This is a genomic window from Serratia sp. 1D1416 (assembly GCF_003641105.1).
Taxonomy (GTDB): Bacteria; Pseudomonadota; Gammaproteobacteria; order Enterobacterales; family Enterobacteriaceae; genus Serratia; species Serratia ficaria.
Genome location: NZ_CP032738.1, coordinates 5,253,285 through 5,272,528, shown reverse-complemented (window position 1 = coordinate 5,272,528; position 19,244 = coordinate 5,253,285). Strand labels below are relative to the sequence as shown.

Annotated in this window: 21 protein-coding genes and 2 pseudogenes; 14 read left to right on the top strand and 9 right to left on the bottom strand. The window is 57.5% G+C overall.

The features are described from left to right. Positions 1-21 precede the first annotated feature (21 nt). From D7I37_RS27145 to D7I37_RS25545, 6 genes and pseudogenes are all read right to left on the bottom strand, one after another. On the bottom strand, positions 22-180 hold the full coding sequence (locus D7I37_RS27145) for a hypothetical protein (protein ID WP_165283127.1): 159 nt from the start codon (positions 178-180) through the stop codon (positions 22-24). Positions 181-473: 293 nt separating this feature from the next. Further along, positions 474-797, bottom strand: coding sequence for a DUF1493 family protein (locus D7I37_RS25560; protein ID WP_129544652.1), 324 nt, complete (start codon positions 795-797; stop codon positions 474-476). Positions 798-799: 2 nt separating this feature from the next. Beyond that, positions 800-1,261 (bottom strand): STM2901 family protein, encoded by a 462-nt coding sequence (locus D7I37_RS25555; protein ID WP_129544651.1) that lies wholly within the window; start codon positions 1,259-1,261, stop codon positions 800-802. A gap of 61 nt (positions 1,262-1,322) precedes the next feature. Continuing rightward, positions 1,323-1,460, bottom strand: a pseudogene (locus D7I37_RS27510) (DinI-like family protein); the annotation flags it as partial. Positions 1,461-1,690: 230 nt separating this feature from the next. Then, complete coding sequence (locus D7I37_RS25550) at positions 1,691-1,879, bottom strand: DNA polymerase III subunit theta (protein WP_061795893.1); 189 nt, start codon at positions 1,877-1,879, stop codon at positions 1,691-1,693. Between the two features lie 72 nt (positions 1,880-1,951). Further along, positions 1,952-2,161, bottom strand: a complete 210-nt coding sequence (locus tag D7I37_RS25545; protein WP_095098468.1) for a hypothetical protein — start codon at positions 2,159-2,161, stop codon at positions 1,952-1,954. Between the two features lie 256 nt (positions 2,162-2,417). Here D7I37_RS25545 and D7I37_RS25540 point away from each other — a divergent pair, with 256 nt between their 5' ends. After that, on the top strand, positions 2,418-3,527 hold the full coding sequence (locus D7I37_RS25540) for an SDR family oxidoreductase (protein ID WP_129544650.1): 1,110 nt from the start codon (positions 2,418-2,420) through the stop codon (positions 3,525-3,527). A 15-nt stretch (positions 3,528-3,542) separates the two neighbouring features. On the opposite strand, the gene D7I37_RS25535 is transcribed toward D7I37_RS25540, so the two are convergent. Then, on the bottom strand, positions 3,543-4,289 hold the full coding sequence (locus tag D7I37_RS25535; protein ID WP_061795896.1) for a helix-turn-helix transcriptional regulator: 747 nt from the start codon (positions 4,287-4,289) through the stop codon (positions 3,543-3,545). 176 nt (positions 4,290-4,465) lie between these two features. Between D7I37_RS25535 and D7I37_RS25530 the strand changes: the two genes are divergently transcribed. The 10 genes and pseudogenes from D7I37_RS25530 to araD all read left to right on the top strand — a co-directional run bounded on the left by D7I37_RS25530 (position 4,466) and on the right by araD (position 15,121). Then, positions 4,466-5,233, top strand: coding sequence for an N-acetylmuramoyl-L-alanine amidase (locus tag D7I37_RS25530; protein ID WP_129544649.1), 768 nt, complete (start codon positions 4,466-4,468; stop codon positions 5,231-5,233). Positions 5,234-5,326: 93 nt separating this feature from the next. Further along, positions 5,327-6,393: pseudogene (locus tag D7I37_RS25525) on the top strand (FUSC family protein). 161 nt (positions 6,394-6,554) lie between these two features. After that, entirely contained in the window at positions 6,555-6,872 is a 318-nt protein-coding gene (gene tmaR, locus D7I37_RS25520) for a PTS system regulator TmaR (protein WP_004935612.1), read from the top strand. Between the two features lie 547 nt (positions 6,873-7,419). Beyond that, positions 7,420-8,487: a zinc-binding dehydrogenase gene (locus tag D7I37_RS25515; RefSeq protein ID WP_061795900.1), complete on the top strand. Its 1,068-nt coding sequence runs from the start codon at positions 7,420-7,422 to the stop codon at positions 8,485-8,487. 134 nt (positions 8,488-8,621) lie between these two features. After that, positions 8,622-9,539 carry an ABC transporter substrate-binding protein gene (locus D7I37_RS25510; protein WP_061795901.1) on the top strand — a complete coding sequence of 306 codons (918 nt, stop codon included), beginning with the start codon at positions 8,622-8,624 and terminating at the stop codon, positions 9,537-9,539. 57 nt (positions 9,540-9,596) lie between these two features. Beyond that, positions 9,597-11,087 carry a sugar ABC transporter ATP-binding protein gene (locus D7I37_RS25505; protein WP_129544828.1) on the top strand — a complete coding sequence of 497 codons (1,491 nt, stop codon included), beginning with the start codon at positions 9,597-9,599 and terminating at the stop codon, positions 11,085-11,087. Next, a complete protein-coding gene (locus D7I37_RS25500; RefSeq protein WP_061795903.1) occupies positions 11,084-12,073 on the top strand; it encodes an ABC transporter permease in 990 nt (329 codons plus the stop codon). Before D7I37_RS25505 ends, D7I37_RS25500 begins: the two co-directional genes overlap by 4 nt. Before the next feature lie 18 nt (positions 12,074-12,091). Continuing rightward, a complete protein-coding gene (locus D7I37_RS25495; protein WP_095098462.1) occupies positions 12,092-13,579 on the top strand; it encodes an FGGY-family carbohydrate kinase in 1,488 nt (495 codons plus the stop codon). Beyond that, on the top strand, positions 13,566-14,435 hold the full coding sequence (locus D7I37_RS25490) for an L-ribulose-5-phosphate 3-epimerase (protein WP_129544648.1): 870 nt from the start codon (positions 13,566-13,568) through the stop codon (positions 14,433-14,435). Before D7I37_RS25495 ends, D7I37_RS25490 begins: the two co-directional genes overlap by 14 nt. Then, positions 14,429-15,121 (top strand): L-ribulose-5-phosphate 4-epimerase, encoded by a 693-nt coding sequence (gene araD / locus D7I37_RS25485; protein WP_095098456.1) that lies wholly within the window; start codon positions 14,429-14,431, stop codon positions 15,119-15,121. Before D7I37_RS25490 ends, araD begins: the two co-directional genes overlap by 7 nt. Positions 15,122-15,128: 7 nt before the next feature. Here the strand turns inward: araD and D7I37_RS25480 are convergent, their stop codons facing one another. Then, positions 15,129-16,133: a LacI family DNA-binding transcriptional regulator gene (locus D7I37_RS25480; RefSeq protein ID WP_061795908.1), complete on the bottom strand. Its 1,005-nt coding sequence runs from the start codon at positions 16,131-16,133 to the stop codon at positions 15,129-15,131. A gap of 480 nt (positions 16,134-16,613) precedes the next feature. Here D7I37_RS25480 and D7I37_RS25475 point away from each other — a divergent pair, with 480 nt between their 5' ends. Both D7I37_RS25475 and D7I37_RS25470 read left to right on the top strand, forming a co-directional pair. Then, complete coding sequence (locus D7I37_RS25475; RefSeq protein WP_061795910.1) at positions 16,614-17,024, top strand: hypothetical protein; 411 nt, start codon at positions 16,614-16,616, stop codon at positions 17,022-17,024. Between the two features lie 199 nt (positions 17,025-17,223). Further along, the gene (locus tag D7I37_RS25470) at positions 17,224-17,619 is read left to right on the top strand and encodes a VOC family protein (RefSeq protein ID WP_061795912.1); all 396 of its coding nucleotides are present in this window, start codon (positions 17,224-17,226) and stop codon (positions 17,617-17,619) included. A 17-nt stretch (positions 17,620-17,636) separates the two neighbouring features. Here the strand turns inward: D7I37_RS25470 and D7I37_RS25465 are convergent, their stop codons facing one another. Then, positions 17,637-18,023 (bottom strand): helix-turn-helix domain-containing protein, encoded by a 387-nt coding sequence (locus tag D7I37_RS25465; protein WP_061795913.1) that lies wholly within the window; start codon positions 18,021-18,023, stop codon positions 17,637-17,639. A gap of 112 nt (positions 18,024-18,135) precedes the next feature. Between D7I37_RS25465 and D7I37_RS25460 the strand changes: the two genes are divergently transcribed. Then, positions 18,136-19,185, top strand: a complete 1,050-nt coding sequence (locus D7I37_RS25460) for an NAD(P)-dependent alcohol dehydrogenase (protein WP_095098440.1) — start codon at positions 18,136-18,138, stop codon at positions 19,183-19,185. The last annotated feature ends 59 nt before the right edge of the window (positions 19,186-19,244 follow it).

Genomic DNA, 19,244 nt, shown 5'->3' with positions numbered 1-19,244 from the left:
GGGATATCTCCCGGCTATTAGTCATTTTCGATGCCAGTCCCACTCTGCATGCACCCAGATGGCTAACATCACGAAGTTATAGATGAACATGGCCTCGGGCCAGCGGGTGAACCCAGAGATAAGGGAAAGCGCAGACACAGCGGCGCCGAGTCGAACGAATGCTTTTATGAAGGTATTCATGCTGTTCCTGCCGTTAATAAAAAGCCCATGCGGTGCAGGCATGGGCGCAGTGAGGGGATTCCCTGGTGCTGTTGTAGTTGGTATGTGGTCAATGATTACACGGTTTGTATGCAAAATAACAATTGGTTGTATAGATCGGTTTTTTGGTATCGATCGGTTAAATCGATCAAGTTGTATAGATGAGTGTATTGCAGGCAAAAAAAAGCCCGGCCACGGTGCCGGGTCTATCAGGTAGGCATATGTTGAGGCTATAACTGCCTCTGGTACAAATTATAGATGTTGGCCTGAAAGCGTCAATACAGCCATCGGCCAGCCTTGGCTGATTCAACCAACATCCGTATTGTAATGGTCTTGAGGGGCGGGTCAGGGATTTTAGAGCCTAGAAATTCTGGGGCAAAATAGTGGGTAAACTCCATATCTCCTGGATCGACGTTCCACGTTTCCAGATAGGTGTTTATTGCATCATCGCCGTCATCCCAACCGATTTTCAAATCTTCACGCAGTCTCGTATCCAGAGTGACCGGCGTTCTGGGTCCCCAAAAAACATATTTTCTGGGGCTGAAATTTTCGTAATAGAACTCAATTATTTCCTGTTCTATTTGCTCAGGCGTTTTCATAGTCAAAAGTAGGTCCACTGGATTCTGTCGGCCGGCCGGGCGATAAGGTTAAATCGGTCCTTCACGTCGCGACTGATAGCGTAAATGGTCCAGGCAGATAAGGCATACCCCAACCAAGGAACATTGCGGCCGATAAATTTACCCCAGTTATTAACATAGCTGACATGCAAGCGCTGTGGGTTTTCTCCGATAAGGGTCGGCAACCGAATGCCTTTAGGAAGTGGCTTATCTAAAAGCTTACGGGATAGCCTAGACGCTATCGATGTGCCTACCATAGCGGTGCCGGGTTTTTGTCGGGTTGGTAACCAAGGTTGACCCGATACTATAAGAACGGCGTCAGCAATGCTTACGCCAAGGTGTTCACGGACTGCGTCTACGGTGATCAACCACCACAACTGTTGAGGAGTTAACTGGCTATAGCCCTTGTAGAAATACGTTCCGTTTAATTCTTCGACAGTATCCATCACTTTTCCTTGTTAATTGGCATGGCTGTAACATAGCCAACCATGCCCAAGGTTTCAATGATCAATCGGTAACCAACCACTGGTCAGACTCTTCACACATATCTTCCAGCAGGCGATTCAGCTTCTATTTGTCGCTTTTGCTCGCGTCAGTATTCAGGCCATTAAGATGCATAGGCTTGACCCTCACTTCGGAAGCGGGGGAACAACCGATCACGTCTCCCGTGTACATAAATGAGTACCAAGATAGAGTTTTATTTTAAAAATGTTATTATTATCAGTGTGTTGATGCTGTTGTTTTGTAATCGTGGATGTAGAATGTGGCCGGTGCCTTGCTGCTCAAAATCGCATCTCTTCAGTGGCGAATGAATATGCCCCTATTGTAACGGCGAGATGCGCGATGCCAAGCGGTGGTTAGCGAAATGCGCGTTATTACGCACCGCGGTAGTAATTCAGACGCTGAAAAAAATAGGCGCGCAGGTGTTCGGGCACCTGTTGTTCCGCATCGGCCTGAGTGGAGGCGATGCCGTAGCGTTCGTTATAGATAACGCTGATGGCCAATAAGTCGGCTTCGATTTTTTCACGTTCCGCCTGGGGCAAGCTATCCAGCTTTCGAGTCATTTTTATCTCCCTGTAAATCTCAGGGCATCATAGGATCGTTAGCGGTGCTTGTCCCTACCCATAACGGGGGGATCAGGCGGTTGGCGGCAAGGGGGGAGTCCCTTGCGCCGTGCGGGTGTCGTGATGGATTTGGCCGTGTTGCGCCGCCAGCTCGTCGCTCTGGCGATGCTGACCGACGCGCTCAAGGTCGCCATTGAGCGAAGAAATACCGCCGATCACCGCCAGCCAAAAAAAACTGCACAGCAGTAATATACCCAACCAAACTTTTTGGTTATAGGTCATACGCCCTCCAGGGGAAAAGAAAAGTTATGCTGAGAAGTAAATTAAATCAGAGACAACATCAATGATATTTAAACGACGCTGATTAACTCCCGTCATTTTAACGCCAATTTGTTACCAAATGCCGCGCGGGTGTTTCAAAACATTCTTAAGATAATATTAAGAAAAGATAACTAAACACTCCGAGGTTTTATTTAATATTTGTTTAAATATCCACGCATACAATCAGCCTCATTCAATGCCATTGTGGATAATTATTATGAAAACGCTGCTGTTGACTGGCGCTACCGGCTTTCTCGGTGGTGCGGTTCTTGAGAAGTTACTGAATGAAAATCAAAACATTAACTGCCTGTTGTTAGTGCGTGCAGAGGATGCGCCGCGGGGGTTGGCGCGTATAAAAGCCAATATGGAAAAATTTAATGTCGCCGCCAATCTATTATCTAAAATAACGACAGAAAATATATTGTTGGGCGACTTATCCGAGCCGGAAGCTTTTTTATCTGACTCGCGTATCGATAATGTCACGCACGTTATCAATTGTGCGGCGGTTGCGTCATTCGGCAATAACCCGCTCATTTGGAAAGTGAATGTGGAGGGCACGCTGGCCTTTGCCGAAAGAATGGCGCAGGTAAAAGGGCTGCAACGTTTCCTGCACGTCGGCACCGCGATGTCCTGTGCGCCTGAGCCGGGTTCGCTGGTGGCGGAAAGCGGCGAGTTTGAAGAGGGCGCCGAGCATCTGGTGGAGTACACCCGTTCCAAATCCACCATTGAGCAGCTGATGCGCCAGCGCTGCCCGCAGCTGCCGCTGGTGATCGCCCGGCCGTCGATTGTGGTGGGCCATACCCGCCTCGGCTGCCAGCCCTCCAGCAGCATTTTTTGGGTGTTCAGCATGGCGCTGATGCTGCGCAAGTTCATGTGCTCGCTGCAGGATAACATCGATGTGATCCCGGCGGATTACTGCGCCGACGCGCTGGTGATGCTGATGAACAGCGGCCCGCTGGAAAACGACGTCTACCATATTTCCGCCGGGGAAGGGAGCAGCGTCAGCTTCGCCGATATCGATCGCGCCATGGCCGCCGCGCTGGAAAAGGCGCCGGTCGGCGATGCTTACGCGCAGGTCAACTATGACGCGCTGGTAAAAATGCGCAGGCAGCTGAAAGATATCTTCGGCCCGTGCAATGAGCGGCTGATGCTGAAAGCGATGCGGCTGTACGGGTCATTCGCCATGCTCAACGTGCGTTTCAGCAATGAGAAGATACTCAAGCTGGGCATGCCGAAGCCGCCGCGCTTTACCGACTACATCCACAGCTGCGTGCAGTCGACCCGCGGCCTGACGATCCAGCAGCAGATGGTGGTGGACTTCAAGTAAGCGCCCGGTTGCGCGTCACCAGGACGACGAAGACCAGAACACCCGCCCCAGCACCACCAGCTGCTCTTTGCGCTGCTGGTAGCTGAGGTGCTCGTCCTGATATTCTTCCCGGTTGAGCGAGCGGATGACGACGCCGCCGTCGGGCTGCTCGATCAAAATTTTCACCCGCAGCAGGTTGCCGTGGCGTATCGCGTAGGTCTTGCCTTCGCGAATGCGGGTGTCGTCGGTATTGATGCCCACCACGTCGCCATCCTGCAGGCGCGGCTCCATGCTGGAGCCCGAGATGCGGATAATCCGCGCCGCGTTCACCGCCACCCCCATCTTGTGCAGATAGTAGCGGCGGAAGATCAGCGAAAACTCTTCGCGATCGACGATTTCATAGCAGCCGTCGCCGGCGGAAAAATCGATATCCAGCAGCGGGATCTCCACGAACTCTTCCTTGTCCTGTTCGGTGTCCTCCCACACCACCGGTTTCAGGCGGGCGGGTTGAAAGTCGGATTCTGCCGCCACGTTGTCGAACGGACGGGTCAGCTGCTTTTCATGAAACACGTCAAACCAGCCTTTGGGCAGATCCAGCCTGGCCTCTATCCGCCTGGCGAGGTTGTCGCCAAGATTGCGGGAGGATTTTTCACCGATGATTTGGCTCAGCGTGGGCGCAGAGGATTCAACCAGGGCGGCGAACTCGTTCTGGTTGACGCCTTGCCGGGCGTAGCGGGCCATCAGTTCGCGCAGGTTGTTGCGTCTTATTTCTTTAGTTTCCATCTGTGGATGATCTCACTCTTTAGCAAAAAGGTAAATAACGTTTTTGCTAAAAAACGCTTGCGCGAGATTTAGCGTTTAGCTAAAACAAAGAGGGGGTCTGCAGGCTCACGCCGAGAGAACGGCCAGTCATGATGATGAGCCGTTCAGTGAAATCAACCGAGAAGAGGGAATTTACGATGTTCAAGATTGATTACAACAGCTACCGTTCGGTCGCCAGCTTTGGCCACCGCGTGCGCTTCCTGGTGCTGCATTATACGGCGCAAAATTTTGTCGATTCCGTCCAGTCCCTGACCGGCAAGTCGGTCAGCGCCCATTATCTGGTGCCGGATCCGACCGATCCCGGTTACCAGGCCGCCGGCTTCAGCGGCGTGCGCATTTTCAACCTGGTGGACGAGAACGAACGCGCCTGGCACGCCGGGGCCAGCCAGTGGGGCAACCGCAATAACCTCAACGACACGGCGATCGGCATCGAGATCGTCAACCTGGCGAGCGGCGATGGAGAAGACATCACCTTTCCGCCGTTTGATCCGCAGCAGATTGCGGCGGTGACCCAGCTGGCGCAAAACATCCTGCAGCGCTACCCGGATATCACCCCGGTCAACGTGGTGGCCCACTCCGACATCGCGCCGGGCCGCAAGAGCGATCCGGGCCCGCAGTTCCCCTGGCGGCAGCTGCATCAGGCCGGGGTCGGCGCCTGGTACGACGACGCGGTAAAGCAGCGGCATCAGCAAAGCTATTGCAGCCAGGGCCTGCCTGCGCAGCAGGAACTGCTGGCGCTGTTCGCCAAATACGGCTACGACACCTCGGCGGCCACCAATGCAGAAGGGTACCGCCAGCTGGTGCGCGCTTTCCAGCTGCATTTCCGTCAGCAAAAGTATGACGGCGTAATGGATGCGGAAACCGCCGCCGTCCTGCGTGCGCTGGTCGACAAGTACGTCGCCTAGGCCGGGGGCGAATGGGGGACGCCTCATTCGCCTTTTCTCCCGTCGTCTTCCTCCGCTAAACTAAGCCTCTGGCCCGTATTAACCGGATGCATTGTGCGCCTCGACAGAAAGATTTCGCCGTTTGAACTGCTGACCTACCGCCATTACCGCATCGTGCACGGGGTGCGCATCGGGTTGGCGTTTATCCTGACCTTCCTGCTGATCCGCCTGCTGGAGGTGCCCGAAGGCACCTGGCCGCTGATCACCCTGGTGGTGGTGATGGGGCCGATATCTTTCTGGGGCAACGTGCTGCAAAGGGCGCTGCAGCGCATCGCCGGCACGGTGTTCGGCGCCGCCTCCGGGCTGATCGCCCTGTATCTGGAACTGTATTCGCTGCCGCTGATGCTGGCCTGGTGCGGGGGGTGATGTTTCTCTGCGGCTACCTGACGCTGGGCAAGCGGCCTTATATGGCGTTGCTGGTGGGGATCACGCTGGCGGTGGTGTGCGGCGCCGGCGCCGGCGACATGCATACCGCGCTGTGGCGCAGCGGCGATGTGATCTTCGGTTCCCTGCTGGCGCTGCTGTTCACCAGCATTTACCCGCAGCGGGCCTATATTCTGTGGCGCATGCAGATGGCCGACTGCCTGCAGAACGCCGGCAGGATCTATAGCGCCTATCTTTCGCCCAACGTGATTGAGCGGCCGCGGCTGGAGCCGCAGCTGAAAGACTTGCTTAATCAGGTGGTCAAGCTGCGCGGCCTGATCGTGCCCGGCAGCAAGGAAACCCATATCCCCAGGGCGGTGTTCGAAGCGGTGCAGACCCTCAGCCGCAACCTGGTGTGCACGCTGGAGCTGTTGGCCGACGCCTACTGGGCCTCGCGCGAGACTCACTTCATCATGCTGAATGCCAAGACTTTGCGCAGCGCCCAGCTACTGACGCTGAGTTCATTGGCGTCGCTGGCGGCGCTGATGCGTGAAGGGCCGCAGCAACGGCGGCAGGCCGCGGCGGGGCAACTGGGGGAAATCGCCGGCGAGTTGCAAATCCTGATGCGCGAGGCCAGCGTCAGCCAACACGGCGAAGCGCCGATTTACGGCTATGTGTGGCTGAGCATGGTACTGGCGCGGCAGTTGGAGGAGCTTGGCGACCTGCTCAAGGTGTGCACCGCCGGCGGTCCTGAATAAGGGGTCAGATCATGAAGCGAGCGCTTTCGGTTTTGGCCGATGGCCTAAAGTGGGTAAGATAAGGCAATGAGAGTTGTGCCTGACCGCCACAAACCTGTATCTTGGTGCCATTGTGGCCGTAAGCAAATGAATCTGTGTATTACTAAAGCAAGGGTATGAAGATGGATAATGCAAATAAGCCGAGTTTCCAGGACGTTCTGGAGTTTGTGCGTATGTTCCGCCGTAAAAATAAGCTGCAGCGCGAAATCGTCGACAACGAAAAGAAAATTCGTGATAACCAGAAGCGCGTGTTGCTGCTCGACAACCTGAGTGAGTACATCAAACCCGGCATGAGCATTGAAGACATTCAGGGCATCATCGCCAACATGCGCAGCGACTATGAAGATCGCGTTGATGACTACATCATCAAAAATGCCGATCTGTCCAAAGAGCGTCGCGAGCTGTCCAAAAAGCTGAAAGCGATGGGCGAAGTGAAGTAACCTGCTTTATCGGGCCAGGCGTTGCGCCTGGCCCCTGTGTTCCCCCTCTGTTTATCCTCCCAACGCCTTTACCGGCGCTTGCTATGCCTGAACCGCGCCTTTTCTTCAGTATGTAAACGCCGTTTAAAAAACGCATCAACGCGTGGAGAAGCGTCATGCCGTACCGGGCAAACTCTTCCCGATATGAGCGGATGCGATACCGCTACTGCGGCATCGGCTAGACTGTTTCTGTTTATTTTCAAACCATTGCCCCTCTGCAAGGATCCTCCGGCGATCTTTCACCTCATTCATAGTGGGATCGCTGTCGGGTTTGTAGCATTTTTAGCCGCAATGTTAACGATATGTGATTTCGATCAAACAATTATTTTTGCAGCTTTGGTTATATGATGATCAATGTTTACGTTGTCATTTTCTGTTTTTCGAGGTTTCTTATGTTAAATCAATTAAAATCATTAGGTTAATTTAACCTTTGTTTTTGTTTGCATAAAAATGACAACGTCAACATTGCTATTTTACAGTAACTTAACGTTTGTTTTTGGAGGGATTGATGAGCCAGTTGCCTGAAAAAATGCGCGCCGTAGTGTGCCACGGACCGCAGGATTATCGTTTTGAGCAGGTCCCTACGCCGCTGCCGAAGGCCCGCGAGTTGGTGATCAAGGTGGAAGGCTGCGGCATCTGCGCCGGCGACTGCAAGTGCAAAAACGGCGCGCAGATGTTCTGGGGGGAAAACCCGTGGGTCAAGCCGCCGGTGGTGCCCGGCCACGAGTTTTACGGCCGCATCGCCGCCATGGGCGAGGGCGCGGAGGGGAAGTACCGGATCGGCGAGCGGGTGATCGCCGAACAGATCGTTCCCTGCTGGGACTGCCGCTATTGCAAATCCGGCAGCTACTGGATGTGTGAAACCCACAACATCTACGGCTTCCAGAAAGACGTGGCGGAGGGCGGCATGGCGGAATACATGCGCTTCTCGGAAAACGCCATCGTGCACAAGATCCCGGAAAGCCTCAGCCATGAAGACGCGGTGCTGATCGAACCTATGGCCTGCGCGATCCACACCGTGGCGCGCGGGGATATTCAGCTGGACGACGTGGTGGTGCTGGCCGGTGCCGGGCCGCTGGGGCTGTGCATGGTGCAGGTCGCCCGGCTGAAGACGCCGAAGAAGCTGATCGTCATCGACGCCATCGACGAGCGCCTGGCGCTGGCGAAAGCCTTCGGCGCCGACGTGGTGATCAACCCGTTAAAGGAAGATGCCGACCAGATAGTCAAATCGCTGACCGGCGGCTACGGCTGCGACGTTTATATCGAAGCCACCGGCGCGCCGATCGGCGTAACCCAGGGGCTGCAGATGATCCGCAAGCTGGGGCGTTTCGTCGAATTCAGCGTATTCGGCAAGGAAACCACCGTCGATTGGTCGATCATCGGCGACCGCAAGGAGCTGGATATTCGCGGCGCGCATCTGGCGCCTTACAGCTATGAAATCGCCATCGACCTGTTTGAACGCGGGTTGGTGACCTCAACCGGAGTGGTGACCCACAGTTATTCATTAAATGAATGGGACCAGGCGTTCGCCCTGGCGGATTCCACCGACTCGATCAAGGTTATTCTGGTTCCCTGATTTATCACGTGAGTCTCGAGGCTTATTTCACTCGGCGATAGAGTGAAATAAGCCGCCTTATCAATAAATAAAACCAAGACATGCTGTTGCTCTGATAACCACAATAATATCCGAACCCTACAGGAGAATAAGCTATGTTTTCATTCGCCAGAAAAACCGTGCCTTTTATTATCGCCGGTGGAATGTTGGTGGCCAGCCAAATGGCGATGGCCAAGCAGATCACCATTGGCATTTCATTCCAGGAAATGAACAACGATTATTTTGTCACCATGAAAGAATCGCTGGAGCAGGCGGCCAATGACATCGGCGCCAAGGTGTATGTCGCCGATGCCCGGCATGACGTTTCCAAGCAAATCAGCGACGTCGAAGACATGCTGCAGAAGAAGGTGGATATCTTGCTGATTAACCCGACCGATTCGGTGGGGGTGCAATCGGCGGTGATCTCCGCGCATAAGGCCGGCGCGGTGGTGGTGGCGATAGACGCCCAGGCCGAAGGGCCGCTCGACTCCTTCGTCGGCTCGGAAAACTACGACGCCGGTTTCCAGGCCGGTGAGTACCTGGCCAAATCGCTGGGCGGCAAGGGCAAGGTGGCGATCCTCGACGGCATTCCGGTGGTGCCGATCCTCGAGCGGGTGCGCGGCTTCGAAGCGGCGATGAAGAAATACCCCGACATCAAGATTGTCACCAAGCAAAACGGCAAGCAGGAGCGCGATACCGCGCTGACGGTAACGGAGAACATGCTGCAGTCGGCGCCGGACCTGGCGGGGATTTTCAGCGTCAATGACATCGGCGCGCTGGGCGCGCTGGCGGCGATAGAAAGCAACGGCGCCAAGGTGAAGCTGGTCAGCGTCGACGGCCAGCCGGAGGCGATTAAGGAGATCCTGAAGCCGAATTCGCCGTTCATCGCCACCTCGGCCCAGTTCCCGCGCGATCAGCTGCGTATCGCGTTGGGCATCGCGCTGGCCCGCTATTGGGGCGCCAACGTGCCGAAAACCGTGCCGGTAAAAGTGAAGCTGATCGACCACAGCAACGCGGCGGGCTTCAGCTGGTAAAGGCGTCAATTATCGCTCCGTTCGGGCGGAGCGATAAACGCGGAGGGTATGACAGTGCTGACACCTTTATTGGAATTAAAGCAGATTAACAAGTCCTTTCCGGGCGTGAAGGCGCTGGACGGCATCGATCTCAGCATTCAGCGCGGCGAGGTGCACGCCTTATTGGGCGAAAACGGCGCCGGTAAATCCACGCTGGTTAAAATTATGTGCGGGATTTATCAGCCGGACAGCGGCGATATTTTTATTGATGGCGAGCAGCGCCATTTCAATAATTATCGCCAGGCGATCAACGCCGGGGTGGGAATTATATTTCAGGAGTTTTCATTAATTCCTTATATGAACGCGATCGATAATATTTTCCTGAACCGGGAAATAAAAAATCGCTGGGGATTATTGGATCGCCGCGCAATGCGGCGCAAGGCCGAAGCGATTTTCAAGCGCCTGACGGTGGATATCGATCTCGACCGCCCGGTGGAGCAGCTGAGCGTGGCGCAGCAGCAGTTCGTCGAGATCGCCAAGGCGCTGTCGCTGGACGCGCGCATTCTGGTGCTGGACGAGCCCACCGCCACGCTGACGCCGGGCGAGGCAGAGCACCTGTTCAGCGTGATGAACGATCTGCGGCTGCTCGGCGTCGGCATGGTGTTTATCTCGCATCACCTGGACGAGATTTTCACCATTTGCGATCGGATCACCGTGCTGCGCGACGGCGGCTATATCCAGACGCTGACCACCGGCGATACCGACGTCGAGGAGCTGGTCAGGCTGATGGTCGGGCGGAAAATCGAACATGCCTTTCCGCCGAAGCGGCACCCGGCCGGCGACGCGACGGTGCTGCTGGAGGCGAGCATTCAGCGCGAAAAGCACGGCGCGGAGGACCGCTTTCACCTGCGGCAGGGGGAAATCCTCGGCTTCGCCGGGCTGGTGGGCTCCGGGCGTACCGAAACCGTCGCCGCCATGATTGGCGCCAGCGGCTGTTACCGCAAAAACATTCGCCTGGCCGGGCAGCCCGCCGCGCTGCGCAATCCCGCGCAGGCGCTGCAGCGGGGCATCGGCCTGCTGCCGGAAAGCCGCAAAACCGAAGGGCTGGTGCTGCCGTTTTCGGTGGCGCAGAACATCACGCTCAACCGGCACCACCGGCGCGGCAAGATTTTCATCAATGCCCGCAAGGAGCAGGACATCGTGCAGCGGCTGATCCGCGCCGTCGGGGTAAAAACGCCGGATGCGGACACCGCCGTCAGCACCCTGAGCGGCGGCAATCAGCAGAAGGTGGTGATTGCCCGCTGGCTCAATAACGACTGCAACATTCTTATCTTCGATGAGCCCACGCGCGGCATCGACGTGGGCGCCAAGGCGGAAATCTATCAGCTGATGCAGCAGCTGACGCAAAAAGGCATCTCCATCATCATGATTTCATCCGAGTTACCGGAAATTATCGGCGTATGCGACCGCGTGCTGGTGTTCCGCGGCGGGCATATCGTCGCCGAACTGACCGGCGATGAAATCGAGTCCAACAACATCATGCTTCACGCGACCGGGAGTGCATTATGATCGGAATTGAACAGTCTTCCGCAACGGGGCGCGCCGCCGGCCCCGGCCTCAGCAAGCGCTGGGAAAAACGCCTGCATCACCCGGCGGTGCTGCCGTTTATCGGTTTCGTGATCCTGTTCGTGCTGATGAGCGGGCTGAACGACAGCTTCCTGACGGTAAACAACCTGACCAACGTGGCGCGGCAGGTGTCGATCAACGCCATCATCGCCGTCGGCATGACCTGCGCGATCCTGACCGGCGGCATCGATCTGTCCGTCGGCCCGGTGATGGCGCTGGCGGGCTCCATCGCCGCCGGGCTGATGCTGGCCGCGGTGCCTATCCCGCTGGCGATGCTGGCGGCGTTAACGATCGGCGCGCTGTTCGGCCTGGCCAACGGCGCCTGCATCGCCTATCTGCGCATGCCGCCGATCATCGTCACCCTGGCGTCGATGGGCATCGCCCGCGGCCTGGCGCTGCTGTACACCGGCGGTTATCCGATCTCCGGCCTGCCCGAGATGTTTTCTTTCTTCGGCCGCGGCACGCTGCTGGGCATTCAGGTGCCGATCCTGATCATGATCGGCGTGTACCTGCTGGCCTGGCTGATGCTGAACCACCTGCCGTTCGGCCGCTACGTCTACGCCATCGGCGGCAACGAAGAGGCGGCGCGGCTGAGCGGCATCCGCGTGCCGCGCTACAAAATGCTGGTGTACGTGGTCAGCGGCCTCACCGCCGCGCTGGCCGGGCTGGTGCTGACCTCGCGCCTGATGAGCGGGCAGCCGAACGCCGGCGAAGGCTTCGAACTGGACGCCATCGCCGCGGTGGTGCTGGGCGGGGCGGCGATTTCCGGCGGCCGCGGGGCGATTATCGGCACCCTGGTCGGGGCGATGATGCTCGGCGTGCTGAACAACGGCCTCAACCTGATGAACGTTTCCCCGTATATCCAGAACGTGGTGAAGGGCGGCATTATCCTGGCCGCCATCTATCTCAGTTCCGTGCGCCGCAAGTAAGGCGGGGGAGATAACGCCATGGGATTTTTTATCGGGGTGGATATCGGCGGTACGGTGATCAAGGCCGGATTATACCGCGCCGACGGCCAGGAAATGGCGATTGCCGAACGCGACGCCGGGGCGCTTTCCGTTAGCCCCGGATTTAGCGAGCGCAATATGGACGCATTGTGGGATGACGTTTGCGCGGTGATCCGCCAGGCGCTGCATGCGGCGGCGATCGACGCCGGCCAGGTGCGCGGCCTCAGTTTCTCCGCCCACGGCAAGGGGCTGTACGCCATCGACCGGCAAGGCCGCCCGGTCGGCAACGGCATTCTCTCTTCGGATACCCGGGCGGCGGCGATGGCCGAGGCATTGCGGCGCGACGGCGTTGAAGCGCTGAGCTATCCCCGCAGCCTGCAGCCGATCTGGAGCAGCCACCCGGCGGTGCTGCTGCGCTGGCTGAAACAGCGGCAGCCGGCGCAGTACGCCGCCATCGACCGGGTGCTGATGGCGCATGACTATCTGCGCTTTCGGCTGACCGGCGAGATTGCCGCCGAAGTGACCAACATCTCCGGCAGCAACCTGTTCAACCAGCACAGCGGCGATTATGACCCGGCGCTGATGGCGGCCTTCGGCATCGAAGAGGCCGCGGACAAAACCGCGCCGATCGTCGGTTCGGCACAGCTGGCCGGGCGGGTGACGGCCGCGGCGGCGGCGCAGTGCGGCCTGCGCGCGGGCACCGCGGTATACGGCGGGCTGTTCGACGTGGTCGGCGCCGCGCTCAGCTCCGGCGTGGCGGATCACCGTACGCTCAGCGCGGTGGCGGGCACCTGGTCGATCGCCACCTGCGTGACCGACCGTTTGCTGCCGGCCGACTACCCCTACGCCTGGGGGCGTTATTGCATCGAAGGGCGCTACTTTGCCCACGAAGGCAGCGCGACCTCGGCCGGCAACCTGGCGTGGTTTTTGCGCCAGTTCTGCGGCGGCGATCGCCAGCGCTACGCGCAGTTCAACGCCTGGGTGGCCGAACGCCGCGAACGCGCCTGCGACATTCTGTTCCTGCCGTACCTGTACGGCTCCAACCTCGGCGCCGGCGTGCCGGGCGGGCTGATTGGCCTGAGCGGGCACCACGGCATGGCGGACGTGGTGCAGGCGATTTACCAGGGCATCGTGTTCTCTCACCTGATCCACCAGGACCGCCTGCTGCAGCTCAACCCGCGGGTGGAGCGGGTGCGCATGACCGGCGGGCCGACGCAGTCGGAGGTCTGGATGCAGATCTACGCCGACGCCGGCAACTTGCCGCTGGAGGTGGTGGAGACCCGGCAAAGCGGCTGCCGCGCCGCCGCGCTGTGCGCCGCGGTCGGTGCCGGTGAATACGCCGGTTTCTCCGAAGCGCTCGAGGCCGCGCCGCCCCGGCTGCGCCGCTATTTCCCCGAACCCGCCGCCAACCGCCGCCTGCGCGCCCAGATGGCGCGCTATCTGGCGGTGGCGCAGGCATTGAATGAGGTTAACTATGCAAACCACTAGCGCCGCCTGTCTGGGGCTGTACGAGAAAGCGCTGCCCGCCGGCCTGAGCTGGGCGCAGCGGCTGGCGACCGCCGGCGAGCTGGGCTTTCAGTTTATGGAGATTTCCATCGACGAACAGCCGGCGCGCCAGCAGCGCCTGGACTGGGATCGCCGCGAGCGGCTGGCGTTTATCAACGCCCGGTTCGACAGCGGGGTGGCGGTGCCGAGCATGTGCCTGTCGGCGCACCGGCGTTATCCGTTCGGCAGCGCCGACGCGGCCACCCGGCAGCACGCCAGGATATTGCTGACCAAGGCGCTGGCGTTCGCCGGCGATCTCGGCATCCGCAACATTCAGCTGGCGGGTTACGACGTGTACTACGAGGCTTCCGATCGCCATACGCGCCAGCGTTTTATCGAGGGCATGCAGTGGGCGGTGGAGCAGGCGGCCAGGGCGCAGGTGATGCTGTCGGTCGAGGTGATGGACACTCCGTTCATCAGCAGCATCAGCAAATGGCGGGACATCGCGCGCCACGTCGGCAGCCCGTGGTTCACCGTTTACCCGGATATCGGCAACCTCAGCGCCTGGGGCAACGATCTGGCAACCGAGCTGGCACAGGGGATCGAGCAGATCACCGCGATCCACCTGAAAGACACCGTGCCGGTGGCGCCGGGCTCGGCCGGGCAGTTTCGCGACGTGCCCTTCGGCGAAGGCTGCGTAGATTTCGCGCACGCCTTCGCCATTCTCAAATCGCTCAACTATCGCGGCCCTTTCCTGCTGGAAATGTGGGCGCGCGACGACGAGCAGGACATTAACCGCATCCGCCAGGCCAAGGCCTGGATGGAGCAACAAATGATCAGCGGGGGGATTGCATGCTGAACGAACTCAAACAGCGGGTGCTGGCCGCCAACCTCAGCCTGCCGGCCTATGGGCTGGTGACCTTTACCTGGGGCAACGTCTCGGCGATCGACCGTCAAAACGGGCTGGTGGTGATCAAGCCTTCGGGCATCGCCTATGAACAGATGACGCTGGAGGATTTGGTGGTGGTGGATCTGGAAGGCCGGGTGTGTGAGGGGCACCGCAAACCCTCATCCGACACCGCCACCCATCTGGCCCTGTACCGCGCCTTTCCGGCGATCGGCGGGGTGGTGCACACCCACAGCCGCAACGCCACCATCTGGGCGCAGGCCGGGCAGCCGATCCCGGCGCTGGGCACCACCCACGCCGACTATTTTTATGGCGACATTCCCTGCACCCGGCCGATGAACGAAGCGGAGATTGCCGGCGACTACGAGGGGGAAACCGGCAAGGTGATTATTGAGACCTTCAACCAGGCGGGGCGCGATCCGCAGCAGGTGCCGGGGGTGCTGGTGTATTCCCACGGGCCGTTCGCCTGGGGCAAGGATGCGGCGGATGCGGTGCACAATGCGGTGGTGATGGAGGAGGTGGCGGTGATGGCGATGGCCACGCGCCAGCTTGCGCCGGCGATCGCCCCGATGCAGCCGCAGCTGCTGGACAAGCATTTCCTGCGCAAGCACGGCAAACACGCCTACTACGGGCAATAACCCGCCTTCAGCGATTCAGCAGCGAGCCGGTGAAGAATTCCCTGCGCACCGGCAGCTCGCCGCGGCTGGCGTTAATCGCGCTGAACAGCAGATCTGCGGCGATCTCCCCCAGCATTTGGGTGTCGTGATACACCCCGGCGATATGCAGGCCGTAGGCGCCGGCGCGCGGCGGTTCATCGATCGAGAAGAATTTGACCCGCTGATAAATGCCCAGCTCGTGACACAGGGAGATCGCCCCCAGCGTAATGATGCCGTTCAGGCCGATGATATAGTCCGGCAGGGTTTCCGCCGCCGCAAGATACGCCCTCACCGCCGCTTCCTGCGAGTTAAAATCATAATCGCCGTTGATGATATGGATATCGTGGCCGTTGTCCCGCAGCGCGTCGACGATGCCGGCGGTGCGCGCCAGCGTAATTTCCGAATCGGCCGGCCCGCCGATAATCAGCATTTTTCTTTCCGGCTGCTGCGCCAGATATTCCCCGGCCAGGGTGCCGATTTCGCGGTTATTGAGGAACACGCCGCTCAGCTGCTGATCGTAGAGGTCGCGGTCGATCAGGATCAGGGGGATGCGATACACCTCGGCTAATTCCAGGTAGGCGGGGCGGTAGTTTTTATCGTCGCGCACCGCCGAAAGCAGTATGCCGCGCGCCTTGTAGCCGAACAGCGCCTGAATGGCCCGCATTTCCGCCTCTTCGCTGCCGTCGGTGTCGAACAGCATGATCTGGTAGCCCTGCAGCCGCGCGATGCGCGACACGGTCTTGATCAGGCCGGAATAAAACGGGTTGTACATGCTGCTGGTGACGATGCCGATAATCTGGCTGCTGCTGCTTTTCAGCCCCTGGGCGAAGGCGTTGGGCACGTAGTTCAGCTCTTTGGCGATGGCGTGAATGCGCTCGCGGGTTTCCGGCTTGACCAACTCGGGCTTATTGAACGCGCGGGAAACGGTGATGTTGGTCACCCTGGCGCGGCGGGCGATATCCACGATGGTGGCATTGGAGTTGGCTTTCGACACCGTCTTTCCTTGCGTTATGCCTCAACAGATCCCTTATTGTAGGGAAGGGGCCGGAGGTATGCCAGATGTAAGTCACTCGGTGAGGTGGGGGCGGCAAAAAGCGTGCTTGGGGGGAAGGTTGGGGTTGTGTGGCGTATTGAAATGGCGGTCTGCTTGGTGGCAAGAGCGGACTTAAGTAACTCCTTAAACTTTTATCAACATCTCTTCTTCCCGTTGTCTAAAATGTACACCGAGTCACTGGCTAAACTATCAGTCGTTCATCCTGAGCAAAATCCAGAAACGGCTACGTACTATCTGTATAAATTTTATCGGAAGACGTTTTGGTGATTTCAGAAAAACATGTTGAAAAAGATGTATATCGACGTTAGTTTGATATGACTAATGATTAGAAAAGAAGGTGGGAAATACACCACGTACGGGGGCGGCACCTTCTAACAAATTGTTAGTATTCAATCGCGGAATATTGTGGAACGTTAGATTGTGGAGTTAAAATTGAGAGACTTTAACAATGGCGGTGACATAAACGTTAACGGGGATTTTAACGTAAATGATAATTCTAAAAGTGAGTTTAAACTCTATATTCATTGCTCAAACGAAGAGTTGTTGGCTGACCGTCCCTTTAGAGCTGAAAATATCAAAATTGAACAGCGAAAGAAAATTAAGCGCTTGAAGCCATTCTATGCTCTTACTGTTTGTTTAGCTTTCGCTGCGGCTATTTGGGCTATGTACAACGGAAAGACGGATCTTATTACGATATTGATGGGAGCAGTTTCCGCATTTTTTGGTTATCAATCTTTGATCGCGACCATTGAGCCAAATACATTTCAAAAAGAAGAACAGGCGGCAGTAAATGAGATAAGCAAAATATTAAAGCAGCGTCGAGTTGAATGATAGCAATGAATACTGACAAGGCGCTCAAGCGAATGAGTTGTTGAATTCGGCGTTAATGTCCGTTTTTCGCTCACAGCAGGCCGTTTTGTGACTGTGGTAGGCACCGATGCTTTGGGCCATATACAGGCTCGGAATGAAGCGCGTTTGTGATAAAAAGAGTTTCAGACCCGTTATGCCTGAAACTAGACGGAGCAGAAAAATGAGAACGCAGAAGCGATGCATGGGATATGTGGCCGTGGTGGTCGATGATTACGATCGCGCAATCGAGTATTACACAGACAAGTTGGGTTTTACCCTCGTTGAAGACACGCCGCAACCGGGGAAGCGCTGGGTAGTGGTGACGCCGAACCCGGAAAGCGATTGCAACATTCTTCTGGCCCGAGCCTCGAACGCGAAACAGGAAGGCTTTATTGGTAACCAATGCGGCGGCAGGGTGTTTCTGTTCCTGCAGACCGACGATTTCTGGCGCGATTACCACGCGATGAAAGCCAAAGGGGTTCATTTCTGCGAAGAGCCCCGTGAGGAGGGCTACGGAACGGTGGTTGTGTTTGAAGATATCTACGGCAACCGCTGGGACCTCTACCAAAACGCGTAGAACGAAGCGCCCAACGGTTAGTCGGACGCCGCCGCCTGATAATTGGCTGCCATTTTATCCAGCGCGGACTGATTTTCTAACCCCCATTGGTACATTTGCTCAATGGGTTCGGCCAAGGTTCGGCCAAGTGGGGTCAGCCGGTAATCGACTTTGGGTGGGATCACGTCATACACATGGCGGGCAATCAACCCGCGCAGCTCCAACTCTTTCAGCGTTTGGAACAGCATTTTCTTGGAAATCCCCTGCAAGCTGCGTTGTAACTCACCGGTGCGTGCGCGTTCATCCGGCCAGTGATACAGCGCGTGCAGCACCATTGTGCTCCATTTAACTGAAAAGAGCTCCATCAGGCGGCGCGGCGGCGAGTCCGCATAGAAAAAGAGTTTACCCTCAACCCAGGCTGGCACTGTTCTGTCCTCTGCTTATGGTCACCAAATGGTAACTACTATCAATATGAAACCCTGTTGACTATAGTCTGCCCCCTTGAGTTAGCCAAAACCAGCACATTCTTGAGGCAAGATGAAAATCAACGCATTAGTCGCACATGACGCGGCACAACCCTTAACATCAGGCCAGGTTTCGCTGCGCTCGTTACAAAAGCAGGATGTCAAAATCGAGATCCTTTATTGCGGCGTGTGCCACTCCGATCTCCATATGGCGCGTAACGAATGGGCGGTCAGCCAATATCCACTGGTGCCGGGACACGAGATAGTCGGGCGAGTCGTGGAGATCGGGGACGAGGCCACCCATTTTAAACCCGGCGATATCGTCGGCGTGGGCGTGATGGTCGACTCCTGCCGCGAGTGCCATTTCTGCAAGCACCACGAAGAACAATACTGTGAAGCGGGGTTTACCGCGACCTACAACGGCATTGATAAATATACCGGCGACAGCACCTGGGGCGGCTATGCGCAGAGCGTGATTGTCGATCAACATTTTGTTGTTTCCGTACCGCGAAACCTGTCGCTTGCCGGGGTTGCGCCGCTGTTGTGCGCGGGCGTGACCGTATGGTCGCCGCTGCGCCATTTCAACGTCAATGCAGGCGATCGCGTTGGTGTCGTGGGGCTGGGGGGGTTAGGCCATATGGCCGTGAAGCTGGCCAGTGCGATGGGGGCGGAAGTGACGCTGTTCACCACCTCCCCGGAGAAGGGCGAAGATGCCCGTCGTCTGGGGGCAAAACAGGTGGTGGTATCGCGCGATGCCGCGCAAATGGCTGCCTGCCGAACCTCGCTGGATTTTATTATTGACTGCGTAGCGGCACCGCACGATCTGGATCCTTATCTGGCAACGCTGAAAACCAATGGCCGCCTGGTGTTGGTGGGTATTCCTGACCAGCCGCACGACTCGCCGAATATTACGCCCATGGTGTTTCGACGTTTAAGCATCAGCGGTTCGTCGATTGGCAGCATTCAGGAAACCCAGGAGATGCTGAATTTCTGCGGCGAGCACAATATTACCGCCGATATTGAAATGATCGGTGGCGAGGATATCGAGGCTGCCTTCGGCCGTATGCTTAAGGGGGACGTTAAGTACCGCTTTGTGATTGATATGCAGGCTACGCGCTGGTAGCGGAGCGGCCGTTCCTGGCCGCCCGGTGCCTTCTCCCGCCTTCTGAGTAATGGCAGACA